The organism is Achromobacter xylosoxidans A8, from assembly GCF_000165835.1.
GTDB classification, from domain to species: domain Bacteria; phylum Pseudomonadota; class Gammaproteobacteria; order Burkholderiales; family Burkholderiaceae_B; genus Achromobacter; species Achromobacter xylosoxidans_B.
On record NC_014640.1, the window covers coordinates 6,128,780 to 6,148,438 of the forward strand.

16 protein-coding genes are annotated in these 19,659 nt (G+C 67.2%); 9 read left to right on the plus strand and 7 right to left on the minus strand.

Going from position 1 to position 19,659, the window contains the following annotated elements; all coding sequences use genetic code 11:
• Positions 1-31: 31 nt before the first annotated feature.
• The 5 genes from AXYL_RS28245 to AXYL_RS28265 form a co-directional block, all read right to left on the minus strand.
• Positions 32-388 (minus strand): hypothetical protein, encoded by a 357-nt coding sequence (locus AXYL_RS28245; protein WP_013396302.1) that lies wholly within the window; start codon positions 386-388, stop codon positions 32-34.
• Positions 381-734 (minus strand): hypothetical protein, encoded by a 354-nt coding sequence (locus AXYL_RS28250; RefSeq protein ID WP_013396303.1) that lies wholly within the window; start codon positions 732-734, stop codon positions 381-383. The genes AXYL_RS28245 and AXYL_RS28250 overlap by 8 nt, the downstream gene beginning before the upstream one ends.
• A 61-nt stretch (positions 735-795) precedes the next feature.
• Complete coding sequence (locus tag AXYL_RS28255) at positions 796-3,180, minus strand: phospholipase D-like domain-containing protein (protein WP_013396304.1); 2,385 nt, start codon at positions 3,178-3,180, stop codon at positions 796-798.
• A 37-nt stretch (positions 3,181-3,217) separates the two neighbouring features.
• The gene (locus AXYL_RS28260) at positions 3,218-6,523 is read right to left on the minus strand and encodes a type VI secretion system Vgr family protein (protein WP_013396305.1); all 3,306 of its coding nucleotides are present in this window, start codon (positions 6,521-6,523) and stop codon (positions 3,218-3,220) included.
• Between the two features lie 26 nt (positions 6,524-6,549).
• Positions 6,550-7,392, minus strand: coding sequence for a hypothetical protein (locus AXYL_RS28265; RefSeq protein WP_041654379.1), 843 nt, complete (start codon positions 7,390-7,392; stop codon positions 6,550-6,552).
• A gap of 238 nt (positions 7,393-7,630) precedes the next feature.
• Between AXYL_RS28265 and AXYL_RS28270 the strand changes: the two genes are divergently transcribed.
• The 5 genes from AXYL_RS28270 to AXYL_RS28290 all read left to right on the plus strand — a co-directional run bounded on the left by AXYL_RS28270 (position 7,631) and on the right by AXYL_RS28290 (position 15,500).
• Entirely contained in the window at positions 7,631-8,482 is an 852-nt protein-coding gene (locus tag AXYL_RS28270; RefSeq protein WP_013396307.1) for a M15 family metallopeptidase, read from the plus strand.
• A gap of 28 nt (positions 8,483-8,510) precedes the next feature.
• Positions 8,511-9,899 (plus strand): hypothetical protein, encoded by a 1,389-nt coding sequence (locus AXYL_RS28275; protein ID WP_013396308.1) that lies wholly within the window; start codon positions 8,511-8,513, stop codon positions 9,897-9,899.
• A gap of 119 nt (positions 9,900-10,018) precedes the next feature.
• On the plus strand, positions 10,019-13,723 hold the full coding sequence (gene tssM, locus AXYL_RS28280; protein WP_041656560.1) for a type VI secretion system membrane subunit TssM: 3,705 nt from the start codon (positions 10,019-10,021) through the stop codon (positions 13,721-13,723).
• Complete coding sequence (gene tagF, locus AXYL_RS28285; protein WP_013396310.1) at positions 13,720-14,703, plus strand: type VI secretion system-associated protein TagF; 984 nt, start codon at positions 13,720-13,722, stop codon at positions 14,701-14,703. The genes tssM and tagF overlap by 4 nt, the downstream gene beginning before the upstream one ends.
• A 2-nt stretch (positions 14,704-14,705) precedes the next feature.
• Complete coding sequence (locus AXYL_RS28290; RefSeq protein WP_013396311.1) at positions 14,706-15,500, plus strand: OmpA family protein; 795 nt, start codon at positions 14,706-14,708, stop codon at positions 15,498-15,500.
• A gap of 55 nt (positions 15,501-15,555) precedes the next feature.
• On the opposite strand, the gene tssA is transcribed toward AXYL_RS28290, so the two are convergent.
• The gene (tssA, locus tag AXYL_RS28295) at positions 15,556-16,662 is read right to left on the minus strand and encodes a type VI secretion system protein TssA (protein WP_013396312.1); all 1,107 of its coding nucleotides are present in this window, start codon (positions 16,660-16,662) and stop codon (positions 15,556-15,558) included.
• 173 nt (positions 16,663-16,835) lie between these two features.
• On the opposite strand from tssA, the gene AXYL_RS28300 reads away from it, so the two are divergent.
• Together AXYL_RS28300 and AXYL_RS28305 are read left to right on the plus strand one after the other, a co-directional pair.
• Positions 16,836-17,087, plus strand: a complete 252-nt coding sequence (locus tag AXYL_RS28300; protein ID WP_013396313.1) for a hypothetical protein — start codon at positions 16,836-16,838, stop codon at positions 17,085-17,087.
• 36 nt (positions 17,088-17,123) lie between these two features.
• Positions 17,124-17,393, plus strand: coding sequence for a PAAR domain-containing protein (locus AXYL_RS28305; protein WP_013396314.1), 270 nt, complete (start codon positions 17,124-17,126; stop codon positions 17,391-17,393).
• Here the strand turns inward: AXYL_RS28305 and AXYL_RS28310 are convergent.
• Complete coding sequence (locus AXYL_RS28310; protein WP_013396315.1) at positions 17,390-17,833, minus strand: hypothetical protein; 444 nt, start codon at positions 17,831-17,833, stop codon at positions 17,390-17,392. The genes AXYL_RS28305 and AXYL_RS28310 overlap by 4 nt on opposite strands.
• A gap of 168 nt (positions 17,834-18,001) precedes the next feature.
• Between AXYL_RS28310 and AXYL_RS28315 the strand changes: the two genes are divergently transcribed.
• Both AXYL_RS28315 and AXYL_RS35220 read left to right on the plus strand, forming a co-directional pair.
• Entirely contained in the window at positions 18,002-19,420 is a 1,419-nt protein-coding gene (locus AXYL_RS28315) for a tetratricopeptide repeat protein (protein WP_049797869.1), read from the plus strand.
• A gap of 65 nt (positions 19,421-19,485) precedes the next feature.
• Positions 19,486-19,650 (plus strand): hypothetical protein, encoded by a 165-nt coding sequence (locus tag AXYL_RS35220; RefSeq protein WP_013396317.1) that lies wholly within the window; start codon positions 19,486-19,488, stop codon positions 19,648-19,650.
• Positions 19,651-19,659 lie beyond the last annotated feature (9 nt).

The following is a 19,659-nucleotide window of genomic DNA, read 5'->3' on the forward strand; positions in this document are numbered from 1 at the left end:
TCCGAGCGGCAGCGGGGACTGGAGCACGGCGTCATGAGTTCTGCCTGGATCGACGATGAATCCACAGCACAACTCCTGCCAATGCCAGGACGATCGACACCCACATCGTGGACAAGGTGCGTAGAGTAAGGTTCGTAAACCCGTGATCGTCGAAATAAACAGCCACCGCCGAACCGTATATTGCGTAGACAACTACGTACACCAGAAACAGCGCCATCAGCGCCACGATCACATTCCGCAAAAGACGCCAGATCGTCGAGCGCAACAATGGCAAGTCGGACTCGATACACAATAGCAAGCCGATGACCCATACCACGGGCAGCAACGATATCGTTTCCGTGGCGAAGGTCTCTCCCGCCTTTAGCAACGTAAGCGGAACATCAATCATCCTCTTCGCCTCTCGCGCGAGTCTTGTATCGGACGATCAATCCGATCAGAGACAAGACCAGCGACGGCGCCATATAGGCAAGAAAAGCGATCAGGACGAAACCATGCTCCCGGGAGTAGCTCCGCGAAACATAGAAGAGCAGAAAAGTTCCCACGATCGCCAACAGCCATACGGCCGCCATGACTATCGCGAGGCCCGTACGCGAGGCCGACGATCCCAACACGCCGAAGCGACGCGGCCAGACATGAACCGCAATCCCCACGACGCAGACTAGCGGGAGCACGTACACCAGGGCGTACGCGGTCTGAAACGCCATATCGGCAGCCCAGATCAAGAATTCACGCACGACTTGTCTCCTAGGGCGTCAACTGGCGGCACCCATTGCCGCACTGCGAACAAGAACCTCATCATGCGGCCTGTTCTTCTCTCTTGTTTTCAAGAATATCTTCCTTAGGCTTATTCGTCTGCTCCGCAATGACGCTATCCAGGACGCGTCCCGGCGGCTTCGGCGTATCGCCTTCGCCAGCTCCCCACGCCAAGGGCATTTCAACGAAAAACCCTTTAACTTTGGAACGCAAATAGGCAATTGCCTGTTCGATCTTATGCTCTGAATTCGCCATGTACGTCGGCTGCAAATCAGGCAACTTGGTGAAATCGTATTTCCCAGAGGGCGGACCGTCGACCAGAATATAGCCATCACGCAGCTTGCCGTCCGGCCCGACATTGCCGATTGGAACGCCGTTCACCTCGTACTTCTTGACCTGTGTATAGATCGGAGGGAAGGCTTTCCGTCCATCCAGGAGCTTGCGGAAACTGTTGCGAGGCGTATGCCGGAAAACAGCGCTGTATGCCTCGCGGTTATCGTGCGCGAGCTTCTGCAAAGCCTGGATGCTGGAGGGATCCAAAGGTCTCTCCAGGCTGATTCCTTGCGGTACCCCGGCGGCTTTCTGGACGCCCGTCGAGCCGCTCTCGACCATCATGCCAAAGTGCTTGCGCCAGAGCTTCATGCGCAGGTCTCGGGCGAATTTCCGCGTCACGACTCTCACGCCAGCGCCAACGTCGGTCATCGCAGCCCCGTCGTCGTCCACTACCACGGCGGCCAGTTCGGTATCGCCGTTCCCGTTCAGGCTGCGATCGTTGATATTCGCGCTGCCGATGATGGCGACCGCATCGTCGACGATGGTCAGCTTGCTGTGTACGTAGACCATTTCCGTAACGACACCCAGACGTGTCGAACCGTAATTCCGCAGATTCAACACCGTCAGGTACTTGCGCCATTCGTCCGCCATGCCCCAATTGGCAAGCGCAACAGCTATGTCCGCGTTCGTCTGGGCTGGCTGAGCCACCTTCCTGGTCTTGCTGTGCTTGGCGTACAGCGTGGCGTTGATTCGATGCACCAGGCTGTTGCGCGCGCGCTTGACGCCCTGTAGCGCCCACCACGTCTGGGAGAGGGTCGCCGGCTCTTCCAACAGGCCTTCCGGATGCTCGGGCAGTACCAGCCACACATGGAAGGGTCGGTCCGCATAGATGGCTGCCCCTATCGCATTGGCTAGTTCCGGAATGATGGGATTCGTCCCCGGCGAAGTTTTCTTGCCTAGCTGATCCACCCCGCAATCGGAAATGAAGAACTGATTCTCGATGTAGATGTAGGCCTGCGCCGACCGGATGCTGTTGACCATCGCATCCCGGATGCTGGTCTGATGGTTGGCCGCCCACTTCGCCCGGGCGGCCTGAACTATCTTGCGGCGCTTCGGGTTGGGAGTCTTCCAGTCGTCGTTGACGTACTTGTAATTGTCGCCCCAGAGTTTCAGTTCATCCTGCAACTGTTGCGACGAGGCCGAACGGCATATCTGCACCGTGGCATTGCCGCTGCCGCGCGTCTGCGGATCAAGCAAATGCTGAGACCCTTTCGCCCGGTCGAACCAACTCGCATCCATGCTGGGATCGAACACATTGGTACCCGCGCGCGCGAAGCTGTTCCAACGCAACACGAAGTTCAGAAAAACGTCGAAGGCCGCTGGTCCCTCGACTTTCATGGCCACGTCTTCCCATGGCTCCCGCGGCTGCCGCAAGGGATCGAGCAGAGTTCCGCCCAACGGAGGCTCAAATCCCGGCAGTCCCCCTGAGGCCCGGGTGAGGTCCAGTTCTGACTGGGTCGGCTTCCTGGCTGCCACAAGCTGCGCGTTGTACGCGTCGTTCAGCACGTGGATCTTCGGGTCGATGACGACATCGAAGGACGGCGTTTCCCAGCGGCCGTAGGCCAGATCGATTCCGCCCAGAAATGCTTTTTTTCCGTCCACCAGGACGAACTTCTGGTGATGGGAAAAAAAAGTGTTTGTTGCAGGAACCCGCCCCGTATTGGCATATTGCAGCATGACACGGATAGAACCCTTGCCCTTGGGCAAGCCATGCAACATGTCCTGTGTCGTGTCATCGTGCGTATCTAGAGCCATACTGATCGAATCGTAAAGCAGGATACGAACGTGCACGCCGCGCTCGATCGCGGCCGCCAGCAACGAAGACAAACGCCCCGGGTGGCCCTCCTCGCCGCGCCGCTCCAGTTCCACGTCGTAGTCCATCTGCCAGTCAGCGATCATGATGAAGCTTTGCGCCCCGCGGATCGCGGCCGCCACGGCCGCCATGTAGTCCCGGCCGGTGATGTAGGACTCGCAGCGGTTGCCGTAGCGCGGCATGGCGAAGGGCTGGTTCAGGTCGAAGTACTGGCCCGATACCGTCGTCATCGTGTCCGGGACGATCTGCGCGGTGTACTGGTCTATGTCGAGTTTATCCATGGCCTTTTTCTTGAACGCAAGCCGGCGGGCGGCTGCCTTATGCCTTCGTCTTGGGTTTGAGCGTCTCCATGCCCTGCGCCGACCCGTCGGCCAAGGCATGCTCGGACAGCCAGTCGGCGTGCGCCGTGTCCAGTTCCGAACCCTTGCGCGCAAAATTCAGGGCATCGAGGATCCGCTCCGACGTCGCCTGCTCCGAGCTTGTCGTCCAGCGCGCCGGCGTCATGGCTTGCGCGGTCAGGCCGCTGATCAGCCACACACGGCCAGGATTCGCCATCACTTCGCTGTGGACCGCGTACTGCTGCGCTTCCGACAGGTCGAGTTCGCCGCTGGCGGGCGTCTTCCCTTCGCCCAAGACCTCGGACCACTCCGAGGAATCGAACACCTGGGGATTGATGCGCCCACCCTGCTGAACCACGTTCAGTTCCGCAGGCACCTTCACGATGCGCCAAGTCTCGCCTTCCGGCGCGATGCCGTGCGCCCCCGGCATGTCCTGCAGGCGCAGCGCCAGCTTCATCGGTGCGGGCGCGCTCTGCACGAACACGGGCAGGGCATAGGACATCTGGTCCGGGCCCGCAAACTGCTTGTTCCCCGTCTTCACATCGATCCGCCCCGGCGCGGTCACCGTGATGTTGCCGCCTTCCAGCACGATGCTGGCGCCGGCCGCGGTGGCGATGCGGATGCGCTTGGGCGCGGCGTATTCGACAGAGGTCTGCGCGCTGCCGATGGTGATGTCCTTCTGCGCCTGCACGCGCAGGATGTCGTGCTGGGCCTGGACATGCACGTCGCCGGTGGCGGAGATCAGGTCCAGGCCGGAATCCGCGCCGCCCTGCTGCAGGCCGGCGACGATGCCCAGGCCCTGCCCGGTATGCACGCGCAGCGCGCCCATCACGGCCAGGTTCTGGTCCTTGCCGGCAGACCAGTGCACGGTCTCGCCGGCGGCGTATTGCATGTGTTCGCCGGCGACCTGCGCCAGGCCGGCGCGCGCGGCCATCAGCACGACCGGATCGGTGAGGTGCGGCACCTTGCCGTCGGCCGCCTGCGTGTGCTTGGCCGAGGCGTCGCCGCGCGCGCCATCCAGGCTGTCGCCCGCAACGGTGCCGGACACGGCACGATGCATGGCCGCGAGCGGCGCCTTGCCATCATCCAGCACACTGGCTTCGGGCCCCCTGGAGCCGAGCGCACTCGCCAGCCGCAGGCCCTGGTGCGCGCCGACCACGCCGTCCAGCGAACGCGCCATCTGGTCGGCCTGGCTGGCCAGCGCCTGCAAGCCCGCGGCTTCGCCTGCGGGGCCGGCGGTGGCGCCGGTCCCGGCGTAGGTGCTGAGCAGCACGCCCGCGCCGCCGCGCACGGCGCCGTAAGCGTCCGTGCGCAACTCGGCGCCCAGGCCGCGCAGGCCGCCACGGTAGTTGCCAGCCTGATGGATCAGGTGGCCCAGGTTCAGTTCACTGGCTTCCTGGCTGCTCTTGATCTGCAAACGCAGTTGTCCGTCGCTGTCGTCGAACACGATCTGGTTGTAGCCCGAGCCGCCGAACTCCTTGCTCTTGAAGCCGCTGAGCGCGGCGGCGTTGCGGTGGTTTTCGTCGCCGCCGGCCGCGCCATGCCAGGCGGGCGCGTTGCCTCCCGCCAGGTTCGCCTGGGCGCTGGGCGCGGTATCGCGCGCGGCGGCGTAGACCTGGGTGTCGGCCTGGCCGCCGTCGCGGCCGCCCGGCGTGGCGGGCGTGCCGCCCTCGCCGCGGCCGTTGTACAGCGCGCCCACGACGACGGGCTGATCCACGTCGTCGTCCAGGAAGCGCACCAGCACCTCCTGGCCGATGCGGGGCACGAAGCTCATGCCCATGCCTGCGCCCGATTGGCGCTGCGCCACGCGGGCCCAGCGGCTCTTGGCCAGCTCCTCCGCGCCGTCGGCCTGCCAATGGAAACGGATGCGCACGTCGCCGCGCTTGTTGCGCAGGATCTCGTCCTGCTCCCGCGGCTGCGCCGCGCCGTCCGCGTCCGTGACGATGGCTGTGTGCACACCATGGACCGAAGGCGCGCCGCTCAGGCGTGCGCCGCGCGCCTGCGGCAGGGCCGGCCGCCAGGGACGGTCGCAACGCACCGCCTGGAAGCGGTTGGCGTAGCCGACCTCGCGTGCTTTCGCCAGCACTTCAGCGTCGGGCCGCGCCGGATCGGCGCCCGCGCGCGCTGCGCCTGGCGCGTCGGGCGCCTCGGCATCCAGCGCCAGATGCGCGTCCAACCCGCCCAGACGCTGTGCCAGCGAGGCGCGGGTCTCGGGCGGCAGGTTGTTGATGCCGACGTGCTCGACCCGGTCCAGCACGAAGGCGGGTTCGAAGCCCTCTTCAGCGGCGGGACCCAGCGGAGACATGTTCTGCAAGGTGAAGCGCGTGCCAGAACGGAAGGTGCGCACGCCGCCCAGGCCGACAAAGGTCTCTGCAGCGGCCTGCACGGCTTCCATCGCCAAAGTCGCCTGGCGCCGCGCTTCGGCCTCATCGGCAAAGCTGCCGTGGCCGGCTACCTCGTACCATTCCAGGCCGGCGTCCTCGCCGCCATCGGTGGGACGCGCCAAGGCCTCGGCCGCCACCGCGCGCTTGCCGCCGCCGTGCCAGCCCAGGACAGTGACGCGATCCGGGCCGCGCCGCCACTGGCGCGCCAGGGCCTGCACGGTGTCGCGCGATTCGGTCGCGGCGGCGCGATGAAAGCGCACGCCGCCGCCCGCGGACTCGGCGTCCTCGGCCAAGCCACGGCTGTCGGCGAAGATCAGCGCCACATGCCGCGCGGGGACTTCGGGATCCTCGACCACCGTCCAGCCCAGTCCCGCTTCGGCCAGCAGGCGGCTGATGAAGGCGTAATCAGTTTCGCGGTACTGCGTGGTGTAGGGGCGCGGCGCCAGCCCTGCGAGCGCTTCGGACGCATCCGGCGCCACGCGATGCACATAGCCTTCGTACGCGCCCAGCACGTGGCCGATGATGTCCAGTATCGGGCGCGCTTCGAACACGCGGCTGTTGCGCTGCTGCGTGGCCAGCCACAGCCAGGGCGCGACCGTCAGGCGGTAACGCGCCAGGCCCGCGTCGCCCGACAGCAGTTCGGCTTCGCGGATCAGGCCGCTACGGCCCGTCCGGCTGCCGTCGGCGCGCGTGGTCCACAAGGTCACGGGGCGTCCGATCATGTCGCCCAAGTCCAGGCCGGCGTTGTCGGCCAGCGCGACCACGCGGGTCTGGGCGATGCCCGACAGGGCCTCGCGCGCGATCCAGCCCTCGACCTGCAGCGAGGCAAGCGCGCCCTCGCCTTCCAGGCTGTAGAGGCGGGCGTCGGAACTGAACAGGCCGGGCGTTGCAGTCGGATCCATTGCAGGAAAAAACCTTCTCTGAAGACTCAGGGTTCGACCTGGGCTTGCGGATTGGGGCATTCGGGCGCGGTGCCCCAATAGCCCGAACACACGCGCAAGCGGCATTGCTCGCTTTCCAGGAAGCCCAGCTTGCGGCATTGCTCCAGGCGCGCCGCCAGGGGCGAGCCCGGCAGTTCGCGGACAAAGACGCCGTCGTTCTTGTAGACCTTGGTGCCGGGCGGCGATGCGGGCGGCAAGCCGTAGGACATCAGTGCCGCCAGCAGCGCGGCGTCGGAATCGTTGCGCGGCGTCTTGGCGCGCTGCGGCGCGGCCTGGGACGGCGCCTTGGGCGAAGTTTGCGGCGTGTTCGTGCGCGCGCCGCCATTGGCGGCATGCTCCGCGCGTTGCACCGTTGGCCCAGCCGCCTTGGGTGCGGCGGCCTGCGCCTGCACCGCGGCGCGAGGCGGCGGCGCGGCGGTGACGGCCAGCGCCGACAAGGGATTCTCGGGCATGCGCTCCTCATCGGCAGTGGGACGTCCCAACTGCGCCAGGGGATGGTCTTCGATGACGGCCGCGGATGAAGGCTGCATGCCGGGATCGGCGGCGGCCACTCGGGCAGTCGGCGTGGGCGCAACGGCGGCGGGCGGCACCGATTGCGCGGCCGGCGGGGTGGATTCAGCGACCACAGGCAGCGGCGGCGTATCGAACACGCTGTACAGCACCGCGCCCGCGGCGCCTGTCAGCAACAACAGCAGCAAGGCCAGCGGCAAGCGGGAACGGCGCTTGGGCGCCAGGTGCTTGACCTCCGCATCCGGCGCGCGGCCCTCGAGCGCGGCGAGGATGCGCGAGGCCGCGCGTTCATCCGGTGACGGTGAGCGTCCTGCGAGCAAGCTGGGAACAGAGGTCGGTGATCGCGATCTTTTTTCGTCTTCTGCCATGCGAAGTCCCGTGTCTGCAGGGATGGTCTGCACCCCTGTAACCAAGGGGTTCGAGAATACCTGATGACTTCTTCCGCATCACCGTTTCTTGTTACGAGTTCTAAGTCACGGACGCGTTTTGCAACGTCCAAGCGCTTGCCTGAATCTCAAATAGAACAAAAGATTACGCCTTCGTAACTGAGGGACCTCCTTGCTGCTCCTGCTGCCTCTCTACTTTCTACTCGCCATCGGCGTCTCCGCGTTGTTCGTCTTCCCCTCTCTGCGGGAGGCCGCAGCACGGGGAGCGCGCGCGCTCGCGCAGGGGATACGCCAGGGTGTGACGCGCGGCGCTGGTCACGCCGGCGGGGCCGTGGGCGGCTCGGCGCAGGCGCTGCGCACGGGCGTCGGAAAGGCTGGCGGCGCGTTTTCGGCCTACCGCTGGCACATCGCCGCGGGCCTGCTGGTCGTGCTGCTTCCGTCACTTTTCGCTTTCGTCATGCGACACAATCACACATTTGTTTACGACGATCGGACCGCTGGTCCGGACCCTCGCATACAGGCGTTGTTGACCGGCGAAAGACTGGTCCCGCCGCCCCCTCTGCCGCCTGAAGTCTTCACTACGCGCGAAGTGGAACTGGTGCGTCCCAACCTGGGCGGCGCCAGCCGCGACTGGAACCTGCTGGACGCCGATTACCGCCAGCGCCTGCTGGCCGCGTACCGCGTGATGCGCGAAGAGCACGGCTACGAGATGGTGCTGATCGAAGGCTATCGCAGCCCGGACCGCCAGGCTGAACTCGCGAAGATGGGCTCGCACGTGACCAATGCCGGCGCTTATCAGAGCTATCACCAGTTCGGCTTGGCCGCGGACAGCGCCTTCCTGCGCGACGGCAAGGTGGTCGTGTCCGAAAAGGACCCCTGGGCCATGCGCGGCTACGAACTGTTTGGCGAAACCGCCGAGCGCGTCGGCCTGACCTGGGGCGGCCGCTGGAAGATGATGGACTTCGGCCATACCGAGCTGCGCCGACCCGGCGTCATGCGGCGCAACGGCGGAGCCGCGCAATGATCAACTCCGCAAACGTCAGAACGCATCGATGACCCGCATACTCAAAACCGGGCTGCTGCTGGCCCTAGTCTTCGGCGTGGTCTGGCTCGCCGTCATCATCTGGTGGCAGGAATCGCGCACGCTGCCCACGGGCGTGGACATCGGCCTCTATCTGTTCGCGCTGCCGCTGGCGCTGATTGGCGCGGCCTGGGGCGGAGCACGCATCATGCGTGCGCGCCGCGAGGCGCGAGCCGCGCCGGCGCAACCCGCGCAGGACGGCGCCGCGCAGGCTGCCGAGCCCGTACCCGAGGCCGCGCGCCTGCGCGTGCTGGCCAGCGCGGCCAGTGCTGCGACGGGCAGCGAGCCCGCCGCGATCCACGCGGCGCTGGCTGCGCAGCAGCGTCCGGACCTGGATCCCTCTTTCAAGAACACGCAGGGCTTTCCGGTCTTCAGCGCGCGCGCGCCGCAACTCGATACCGATGCGCTGCGCGCGGCAGCGCGCGAAGCCGGCGCCCCGGCCGTCGCGCTCGAAGAAGAGCGCCTGCGCGCAACCGCCCTGCTGGCGGAGGTAGTGGAGACGCTGTCGCAGGAGGCGCGCGGCATCGTGCTGAATCAGGGCGAGCCGCAACGCGACGAAGCCTGGCCGCTGCTGCAGCTGGAATTGCTGCTGCCGGCCGAATGGCCCGACGCCGTGCGCGACCATGCCGCGGACCAGGCGCGCGCGGCCGCGGCCTGGCCGGCCAGCCGCATCGTCCAGCGCCTGCACGCCGCGCCAGACGCACTCGCCTGCGACGGCCTGCTGCGCCAGCTAGCGCAGGAACCGCTGACCACGCGCAGCGCCGCGCTGCGCCTGGTCGCTGTCGCCGACTCCTACATCGATGCCACGCGCGTTGAGCGCTGGGACGCCGCCGGCCGGCTCATGTCCAACACCAATCCGCAGGGCCAAGTCCCCGGCGAAGCCGCGGCCGGCCTGTTGCTGGACTTGGCCGCCCAGGCGCCCGGCGGCGAGCCCGCGCCTAGCGACTTCGCGCTATCCCTGATCCTGTCGGCGCAGGCACAGCGCGCGGTCGCCGCCGACGCGCGCGGCGCGCTGCATGAACCCCGCCTGACCGAATTGGCCACGCAGTTCCTCGCGGAGCATGGTCAGCCCGCCGACGGCGTGGCATCGCTGATCAGCGATGCCGACCACCGCGGCAGCCGCCCGCTGGAGACCGCTGGCCTGGCCTCCGCGCTGTTTCCGGCGCTGGATCCGAACCAGGACTGCCTGGCAGTCGGCTCCGGCTGCGGCCACACCGGCGCGGCCGCGCATCTGCTGACCGTAGCCATCGCGGGCGCCGCCTGCGCCCAGGCCGGCGCGCCCGTGCTCGCCCTCATGACCCAGGACCCGGCGCTGCGGACGCTGGTGCTGGTGTCGCCCTCCGAACCCCTCCCCGCCTGACCCACAAGAACATAGCTCAAACCATGCGCAGCCCCTCCGATCTTCTATCCGGCACCTCCCGCGCCATCAGCGAAGGCCGCCATTGGTCTTCGCGCGCGCTGGCCAATCCGCGCACCTTCATGGCGCTGGGACTGCTGGCCCTGGTGGTATTCCTGTTCCTGTTCGCCGACACGGTAGAGATCGGCCTGGCCTGGGCCGGCATCGCCCTGGGCGTATGCGTGCTGCTGTGGCTGTGCGCCTATCTGTGGCGCCGGCGGCGCACCCGCAAGGCCAACAAGAACCTGGGCGACATGCTGGAACAGCAGGTGCAGACCGGCGCGGCCGCCAACCGCAACGACGTGGAAGCGCTGCGCACGCGGCTGACGCAGGCGGTGCGCACCATCAAGACCTCGAAGATCGGCCAGACCTCTGGCAACGAAGCCCTGTACGAACTGCCCTGGTACATCGTCATCGGCAACCCAGCCGCGGGCAAGAGCAGCGCCGTGATCAATTCCGGCCTACAGTTTCCCTTCGCGGACAAGAACGGCGCGGCGGTGCGCGGCGTGGGCGGCACGCGCAACTGCGACTGGTTCTTCACCACCGAAGGCATTCTGCTGGACACCGCCGGCCGCTACTCGGTGCACGAAGAAGACCGCAACGAATGGATGGGCTTCCTCGACCTGCTCAAGCGGCACCGTCCCAAGGCCCCCATCAACGGCATCATCGTGGCCGCCAGCATCGACGAGCTGACGGGCGCGGGACCCGAGTTCGCGATCAACCTGGCCAAGAACCTGCGCCAGCGCGTGCAGGAACTGACCGACCGCCTGGAAGTGTTCGCGCCGGTCTACATCATCTTCACCAAGGCCGACCTGATCTCGGGCTTCAGCGAGTTCTTCTCCGACAGCGACCAAAGCGAGCGCGACCGCGTGTGGGGCGCGACCCTGCCCTATGGCGCCGAGGAAAACCGCGACGTGCTGGCGCTGTTCGACAGCCGTTTCGACGAGCTGTACGAGGGCCTGAAGGAAATGGGCACGGCGCAGATCTCGCTGCGCAACAGCCGCGACCTGCCGCCGGGCCTGCTGACGTTTCCGCTGGAATTCGCCGGCATCAAGCCGGCGCTGCGGACCTTCCTGTCGACGCTGTTCGAGACCAATCCATTCCAATACAAGCCGGTGTTCCGCGGCTTCTACTTCACCAGCGCGCTGCAGGAAGGTGTCACGCAAAGCACTTCCACCGAGCGGCTGGCCGAACGCTTCGAGCTGCGTCCCGCGCAGCGCGCACAGACGCGCAGCGTGACCTCCAACAACGGCTTCTTCCTGCGCGACCTGTTCTCCAGCGTGATCTTCGCCGACAAGAAGCTGGTGCGCCAGCACGCCAGTCCCGCCAAGACGCGCATGCGCTACCTGGCCTTCTTCGGCCTGGTGCTGGCGCTGGGGCTGGTGCTGGGCGGTTGGAGCTGGTCCTACCTGGGCAACCGGCAACTGGCGCAGAACGTGCAGGCCGATCTCGACAAGGTGGTGCGCCTGCAAAGCGAGCGCACCGACCTGCAAAGCCGGCTGGAAGCGATGGAGATCCTGCAGGATCGCATCGAGCAGCTGGACCGCTATTCCTCCAGCCGGCCTTGGTCGCTGGGGCTGGGCCTGTATCAGGGCGACGTGCTGAAGGAGCGCCTGCTGGCCGAGTACTACAACGGCGCGCGCCAGTTCATGCTGGCGCCGGTGAAGACCAGCCTGGAGGACTTCCTGGCCAAGGTCGACACGTCCGCTACCGCAGCCAGTGGCGGCGCGCCCCAGCCTGCGCCGCAGCAGGCCCGCGCCGCCCACGCGGCGGGCGGTGACACCCTGTTCCAGGACGCCTCGCCCACCAACGCCGACGACGCCTACAACGCGCTCAAGACCTACCTGATGATGGCGAATCATCAGCATGTGGACCCCACCCACCTGTCCGACCAGATAACCCGCTTCTGGCGCGGCTGGCTGGAGACCAACCGCGGCGCCATGCCGCGCGACCAGTTGATCCGCAGCGCCGAGCGCCTGATCTCGTTCTATGTCGGCCGGGCGCAGGACGAAGGCTGGCCGCAGATCGACACCAATCTGGCATTGGTCGAGAAGACCCGCGGCAGCCTGCGCGCCGTGATGCAGGGCATGCCGGCGCGCGAACGCGCCTATGCCACCCTTAAGGCGCGCGCCGCCACCCGCTTCCAGGCCATGACGGTGGCGCGCATCGTCGGCGAGAACGACGCGGGCGTGGTCGCCGGCAGCTATGCCATCCCCGGCACGTTCACCCGCGAAGCCTGGGAGCAGTACATCCAGCCCGCCATCGGCGAGGCCGCCAAGAAGGAAGTGCAGACCAGCGACTGGGTGCTGGGCGTGAACGCCCGCGACGACCTGACGCTGGAAGGCAGCCCCGAGCAGATCCAGAAAAGCCTGGCGACGATGTACAAGACCGAGTACGCCGAGGAGTGGCAGAAATTCCTGCGCGGCGTGACGATCAAGCCCTTCACCAGCTTCGAGCAATCAGTGGGCGCGATGAACCGCCTGGGCGATCCTCAGACCTCGCCCATCGCCAAACTCATCAACACCACCTATGAACAGACCTCCTGGGACAACCCCTCGCTGATCAACGCCGGGCTGCAGCAGGCGCAGAGCGGCGTCGTGGGCTGGTTCAAGCGCGTCATCCTGCGCCAGACGCCGCCGTCCGCCGCGCCCGCCACCGCCGCCAACGGCGAAGCGATTCCGATGGGCCCCGTGGGACGCGAGTTCTCCGACGTGGCGCGCCTGGTGGTCACGCGCGACAACCAGTCGCTGCTGGGCAACTACATGGGCGCGCTATCGAAGATCCGCACCCGCTTCAACCTGCTGAACAACCAGGGCGATCCCGGCCCCGGCGCGCTGACGCTGATGCGCCAGACGCTGGAAGGCAAGGACTCGGAGCTGGCCGACGCGCTGAAGCTGGTGGACGAACAGATGCTGGCCGGCATGTCGGCGACGCAGCGCGAGACGCTGCGTCCGCTGCTGGTGCGTCCGCTGATCCAGGCCTATGCCGTGACCATGCAGCCGGCGGAATCCGAGCTGAACAAGGTCTGGAACGCACAGATCTATCGCCCGTTCAACCAGACGCTGGCGGAGAAATATCCCTTCGCCAGCCGCGCCAGCGTCGAGGCCAGCAGCGATGAAATCGGCCAGGTGTTCGGTCCACAGGGCAGCATCGCCAAGTACGTCAACGACACGCTGGGCCCGCTGACCGTGCGCCGCGGCGACATCCTGACGGCGCGCACCTGGGGCGACATGGGCGTGAGCCTGCAGCCCACCTTCACCGCCAACTTCGCACAGTGGGTGGCTCCGCTCTCCGGCGGCGCGGCCGGCAGCGGCGCAGCCAGCCAGCCGCAGACGCTGTTCCAGATCCAGCCCAAGCCCGCCGCCGGCGTGACCGAATACACCATCGAGATCGACGGACAGCAGCTGCGCTACCGCAACACCCCGCCGCAATGGGTCAATTTCGTGTGGCCCAACGCCCAGGGCGCCCCCGGCGCGCGCATCACCGCCACCACCTTCGATGGCAGCGTGGTCGAGATCGTCAACGAGCCCGGCCGCTTCGGCCTGGAGCGCCTGATCGCCACCGCCCAGCGCACCGCCAACGCCGACGGCAGCTTCAACATGAGCTGGGGTAAATCCAACGTGACGGTGCCGGTGAAGCTGCGCATCATCAGCAACGCCCAGGCGCCCGGCGCCGGCGGCAGCGAGCCCGGCGGCAGCCAGGGCCTGCGCAACCTGCGCCTGCCCTCGTCCGTGGTCGGCGCCTCTCCCGAATCCTCCGCCCAGACGCAACCCGGAGCGCCGCAATGAGCAACCCGCAGTCCCCCTTGTTCCGCACGGCCTACTTCGGCAAGATTCCCAGCCGCGGCGATTTCGTGAAGAACACCTCGCATCCGCAGCTGATGGCCACGCTGGACGCCTGGGTCGCCAGCACCATGGAGATGCTGGCGCAGGAACCGCACTGGAAGGCGCTGTACGACGAGGCCGAGCCCATGCCGTTCGCCATTCTGGGATCGCGCGGCAAGCTGGCCATCGCGGGCCACCTGCAACCCAGCCAGGACCTGTCGGGCCGCCGCTATCCCTTCCTGTCCGCCACCTCGGTGGAAGTGCAGAAGCCGCTGGCCTTTATCGCCCGCAGCCCCATCGCCTTCAGCCGCATGTGGAACCGTATGAGCGGCACCGCCGCACTGCTGATGCAGGACGGCGATCCCGCCTCCGCGCTACAGACTCTCAACGAATTGGAAGGCGAGATCCGCACCGCGGCCGACGACGGCTTCGACGCCTTCGTCGACCTGCAGACCGTGGAACGGCTGGAAGCGATGCTGCGCGGCAACGGCCACGCCGCGCGCGTGCATGACATCATCCTGGCGCTGGGCATCCTGCTGGGGCCGGTGATGTCCAGCGGCTCCTCGCAGCTGGACAAGGGCCTGTCGCTGCCGCTGCCGGACGATCCGCTCTACATCAATCTGGTGGCCGCCTACTGGATGACGCTGATCTCGCCCTTCCTGTCGCGCGCCGACTTCGAGATCACGATCTTCATCGGCCGCATCGCCGGCAAGCACCGGCTGGCCGTGGATTTCCGCGGCGCCTCGCCGCAGACGCTGGCCAGCCTGCTGTCCACGCCGCAGGCCTATGCCGAACAGCACATCGTGCTGGAGGACGCGCCCTGGGTCCGCAACCACATCTCGGCCAGCCACGGCCTGGCCAAGCTGTCCAGCTACCTGGACCAGCCGCGCCTGTCCTTGCGCCTGGCGCTGGACACCTTTCTTGAAGTCTTTACCGGAGCCTGACCATGCGCCTCTCATTTTTGCTCATGGCGGCGCTGTATGCCTGCACGGCCGCGGCCCAGGATGCGGCCACGGTGGTGCCCGCCAACGTCATTCCCCAGCCCGGCCAGGTCGTGGCCAGCGGCGCCGTACCGGACGAAGCCACCAAGGCCGACGTGCTGGCGCGGCTGCAGCAGGTGTACGGCGTGGGCAACGTCATCGACCAGATCGACGTGGGCGGCGTGGTCGCGCCGCCCAACTGGTCCGAGCATATCGGCAAGCTCATCGGCCAGCCGCTCAAGCAGATCAACCGCGGCCAGCTGGAAATCGACGGCACCCAGATCCGCCTGCGCGGCGAAGTGCAGAATGAAGCCTCGCGCCAGCAGATCGCCAGCGCCTTCGCGACCTCGCTCAACCCCACCTACAAGATCGTCAACGGCTTGCGCGTGTCGGCCAGCAAGGACGAACAGGGGCTGCTGGACCAGGTCCTGACCAATCGCGTGGTGGAATTCGAGACCGGCAGCGCCACGCTCACCACGCGCGGCCGCGAACTGCTGGACAAGGTGGCGGACGTGGTGCCCAAGCTGCACAGCGACAAGGTGCAGATCATCGGCCATACCGACAGCTCCGGCAGCCGCAGCACCAACCTGGCGTTGAGCCAGGCACGCGCCGATGCGGTCAAGACCTATCTGGTGGACAAGGGGCTGCCGCCCGCGCGCTTCGAGACGCTGGGAGCCGGACCTGACCAGCCGCTCGCCACCAACGCCACCGCGGAAGGCCGCGCCAAGAACCGCCGCATCGAGTTCCGCGCCAGCCGCTAGCAGTCTGGCGCCAGGCCGGCCCGCAGGGGCCGGCTCATGCAAGCAATGACTACGCTCAGCCGTTGTGGTCCGGCGGCTTGGGCACGCCCAGCAGCTCTTCCAGTCCGGACAGCGCGTCGCCGTTCTTGAGGACCGTGCGCAGCCACAGGTGCAGTGACATCTCGCCCCAGCTGGCGGCCTTGTCGGCCAGATAGGCCACGGGGCTGTGAGGCTCGGTGCGGCGGAAGAACTCCGCCACTTCGCGCAGCTGCGCCAGCGCCTGGTCGCGCGTTTGCAGCGGGCCGCGCGCAGGCGCGGACGCGGGCGCGGCGGGTACGGGATCGGCTGTGGACAAGGTCGGCTCCATCCGGGCGGTTGCGGGCGCGGCGGGGGCAGCGGCCGGCGCCGCGGTATCCGCGCGCACCAGCAGCCCGGCGTCGCGGGCGAAGCGGCGGGTCAGTTCGGTCACGTCGCGCAGCGCGTCGCGCACCGGCGAAAAAGCCGGGCCTTCGTCGCCCAGGCGCTCCGCCAGGGTCTGCTCCAACGTGTCCACCGCCGCGAAGCAGCTTTGCAGATTGCCTTCCAGTTCGGAGTAAAAGGCCGGCGGCGTGTCGCGGCGCGCGGCATCGAACTGATCCAGAGTGAGCTTGCCCCGGGTGATCTCGGCGGCATTCTGCGGCGCGCGCTTGACCGCATTGGCCAGTTGCGAGGCGCTGTCCCACAAGGCCGCGCCATAGCGTCCGCCTTCGGACTGCGTCAGCGGCAGTTCGCGGATCAGCTGTTGCGAGCGCGCCAGCAGCCAGGCCAGATTGCCCACGCGCTGCTGCACGTCGCCCTCGTCCGGCACGGGATGCAGGCCGTCCCAGTAGTGGCGGCACAGGCCGTCCACCAGCAGATAGCCATCGCGCAGGCCGGCAAAGCCGCGCGTCTTGGCCCAGGCTTCGGCCAGCCAGGCGGCCACGCGCACGTCCTTGCTCTGTTCGCGCAGCACCGTGGTGCAGATGCGGATGACTTCCGGCCAATCGGCCTCTTTGATGGCTATGACCCAATCGCCCTGGTCCAGGTTCGGATCATCGTGGCGGCGGGCTTCGCGTATGGCGTCGAACTCGGCGGAAAACACCAGGTCGGCGCCGCAAGGCGCATCGCCCGCAATGGGCTGCAGCAGTGTGTCGATATCGCTCATGTTGGTCTTGTCGGATGGCAGGATCGCGGCCGCCGGCCCCTGAGGCGGGCTACGCGAAGAGGACCGATCCTCCCATATCTGTAACGGCGTTGCGTTTGAAGATGACACGTCCTATTACAAAACGCATCACGGACCGTGGATATCATGCGGGTTCCCCAGGACAAGGAACCGCGATGAACAAGTCATTCCACATGATGCCCGACGGCCGCTTCATCAACGGCAAGCCGCGCCGCTGCCCGGACGGCAGCTACGTCGGCGACGGCGGCCCCATCACCCGCGCGCCGGACGGCACTTACGTCGCCGGCAAACCGCAGCGCGCGCCCGACGGCCGCTACCTGGGCGGCGACGGTCCGGTCCGCATGGCGCCCGACGGCACGTTCGTCATCGGCACGCCGCGGCAGGCTCCGGACGGCACCTATCTGTAAGCACACATAACCAAACTGACAGGGCAACAGGCAGCCATGGCGCAGCTATCGGTAATACGCAAGGGCGATCGCACCTCGCATGGCGGCGTGGTCGTCACGGGCGACGAAACAGTCATGATCTTCGGCCAGCCCATGGCCCGGCTGGGCGACCGCGTCACCTGCCCCAAGTGCGGCGGCAGCCACACCATCGTCGAGGGCGCGGCCGCCGTCAGTTCCGACCGGCGCACCGCACTGGAAGGCATGAAGACCTCCTGCGGCGCGACGCTGATCGCCAGCCAGCAGTTCTATCGGCTGGAGCAGGGCTAGACCGCAGGCCGCACGAACGCGCGCCGCAGTCCCAGACGCAGCGCCAGCACCGTGAACGCGATGGGCAGCACCATGTGCAGCTGCGCCACGAACAATTCCATGGTGGCCTCGCCCGGCGCCCAGGTATTGCCGAACACCTGCGGCGCCGGCGGCGCCAGATATAGCGCGACCAGCGCGGCGGCCAGCGTCGCCGCGCCCCGCCATGCGGCCGAGGCGCGCACCCGCGCCATGCGCTCGGCCAGCACCAGCGCCAGCACGCCGGCCAAGCCCGCCAAGGCGGAATCGACGTAGAACTCGAACGGCCCGTACAGAAAGGGCGCTTCCGGAATCATCCAACCGTAGGCGTCGGTCTTCAGCACCGACGTCAGGCAAGCGCCAAAGAGCGCCGCGGCGGCGGACAGCAGCAGGAAGTCACAGACACGCAGTAGCAGTTTCGGCATGATGGGGCAGGAATGCGCCGCGTGTAGCGGCGGGCGCGGACGCAAGCATGCCACAGGAGTGCGCCCGCCACATCCGGCCAACCAACTCGCTTGCGCGGCATCCGCCGTTCTCTGAGAGAATGGCCGCCTGTCTCACAGACCCCATCGATCAGACCACCAGCAGCACCCATGACGCTTCCGCCCTCCAGGCTGTACCCCTTGCTGTTGTCAGGCGCGCTCGCGTTGGCGCAGACCGTCTTTCCCGCACAAGCCGCTGGCAGCGCGTCCCCCAGGAAATCCGCGACCCACAGCACGCCCTCTGCACCGCCCGAGGGCATGCCCCAGTACGGCAAGGGCGGCCATGGGCGCTATCTGATCCTGAGGCTGGACAACAGCCGCGGCAACGCGATCGCCCCCAATACGCCCTACCGTCTGTTCCTGACCGAAAAAGGCCAGTCCATCGAGGGCACACCCAGCCAGGACGGCATCGTGCATGGCGTCACCGACGCGCTGGGCCGCAGCGCCTGGATCTGGACCCGCGATGCGCATCCTGTGAAGGACTACACGCTGATCCGGCGCATCGGCGACGGCGCCTGGGGCACCGTCTTCCAGCTGCAAACCAGCGGGGAAAAAGACCCGCTTGGAGGCTGGCCCTACCTCACCACCATGCAAGTGCGCTGGGGTGAACAGTGGGCGGACCTGGGCTACAGCACTACCCAGGGCAATACGGCGTACTTCAGCCACGACCGTCCAGCCGCCAGCTTGTCGATATCGGTCGACGCCAGCGTGGCTGAGAACCGGCAGTGCTTTGACGCATTGGACGCCATCAACCGCAGGTTCAGCCAGAACGATGCCACGGGCGCGCTGCAATTGGTGGACGCCACGGAATGCGGCGCGCAGCCGCGGCAACAGCTGGACATGGCCAATCTGCTGCTGATGGCCGGCCGGGCCGATCTGGCGCGGCAGTGGCTGGACCGCGCCCGCGCCGAGTCCTTGTCTGTCTCGTCCACGCCTGTGGATCACGATGAGCTTCACGAACGCTATAAACTTGAGCGTTTGCTGGGCCTGCCCCAGTTGGCATTGGAGGACGCCCTGGAACTGCAGCGCCGGCAAGCGCAGAAGCCCCAGGCGGATGAGCCCGACTGGGCCAACAGCATCGCCTACTACCTGGCGGATTTTCCCGAGCATCTGGCCGAAGCCGAAACCCAGGCGCGCAAATCGATCGAGACCCTCGGACCCGGGCCGTACAACCAGGGAACCCTGGGCTGGATCCTGACCCTGCGGGGCGACGTCGATGGCGGGCTGGCGCTCATGAAGCGGTCCTACCGCGAGATTCCGCGCAATGAGGAAATCGTGGCCGACTACGGCCTGGCGCTGTGGCGCCACGGCCAGCCCGAACTGGCCGCGCGGCTCTGGGACCAGGCCCAGACACAATGCGTCTGGGGCCAGCGCATGCACGACGCGCTGCGCGAGGCCGGCCAGCCGCACCCCTACTTCCAGGCGGCGAATTCCAGCGCGGTAGCGGTCTACCAGCAGCGTTGCTCCGCGCCGCAGACCAAGCGCAAGACCCGGCACGGCGAGCAGCGCAGCGCTGCCGCCGAAGCGTAAAATAGGCCCGGTAGACAAGCCGCGCACCGCACGCTCGCAATAGCGGGCTCGCGCAGGAGACCATCATGAAATCCGCCCTGATCCGCCTGCTTACCCTCATGGCTACGGCCCTGGTCCTGGCCGGCTGCGCGCCGGGCAATGGCGGCCCGCCCTATCCGGGCGCCGTCAATCCCTACAGCGAAGGCGGATTCCACGACGCCGGCCCCAACTATCCCGACACCGGCCGCTGAAAACCGCCC

Bases quoted from the DNA above. Each gene is read 5' to 3' on its own strand.
- AXYL_RS28245 (WP_013396302.1), bottom strand. From the start codon at position 388: ATGATTGATGTTCCGCTTACGTTGCTAAAGGCGGGAGAGACCTTCGCC.
- AXYL_RS28255 (WP_013396304.1), bottom strand. From the start codon at position 3,180: ATGGATAAACTCGACATAGACCAGTACACCGCGCAGATCGTCCCGGAC.
- AXYL_RS28260 (WP_013396305.1), bottom strand. From the start codon at position 6,523: ATGGATCCGACTGCAACGCCCGGCCTGTTCAGTTCCGACGCCCGCCTC.
- AXYL_RS28275 (WP_013396308.1), top strand. From the start codon at position 8,511: ATGACCCGCATACTCAAAACCGGGCTGCTGCTGGCCCTAGTCTTCGGC.
- tssM (WP_041656560.1), top strand. From the start codon at position 10,019: ATGGCGCTGGGACTGCTGGCCCTGGTGGTATTCCTGTTCCTGTTCGCC.
- tagF (WP_013396310.1), top strand. From the start codon at position 13,720: ATGAGCAACCCGCAGTCCCCCTTGTTCCGCACGGCCTACTTCGGCAAG.
- AXYL_RS28290 (WP_013396311.1), top strand. From the start codon at position 14,706: ATGCGCCTCTCATTTTTGCTCATGGCGGCGCTGTATGCCTGCACGGCC.
- tssA (WP_013396312.1), bottom strand. From the start codon at position 16,662: ATGAGCGATATCGACACACTGCTGCAGCCCATTGCGGGCGATGCGCCT.
- AXYL_RS28300 (WP_013396313.1), top strand. From the start codon at position 16,836: ATGAACAAGTCATTCCACATGATGCCCGACGGCCGCTTCATCAACGGC.
- AXYL_RS28305 (WP_013396314.1), top strand. From the start codon at position 17,124: ATGGCGCAGCTATCGGTAATACGCAAGGGCGATCGCACCTCGCATGGC.
- AXYL_RS28310 (WP_013396315.1), bottom strand. From the start codon at position 17,833: ATGCCGAAACTGCTACTGCGTGTCTGTGACTTCCTGCTGCTGTCCGCC.
- AXYL_RS28315 (WP_049797869.1), top strand. From the start codon at position 18,002: ATGACGCTTCCGCCCTCCAGGCTGTACCCCTTGCTGTTGTCAGGCGCG.
- AXYL_RS35220 (WP_013396317.1), top strand. From the start codon at position 19,486: ATGAAATCCGCCCTGATCCGCCTGCTTACCCTCATGGCTACGGCCCTG.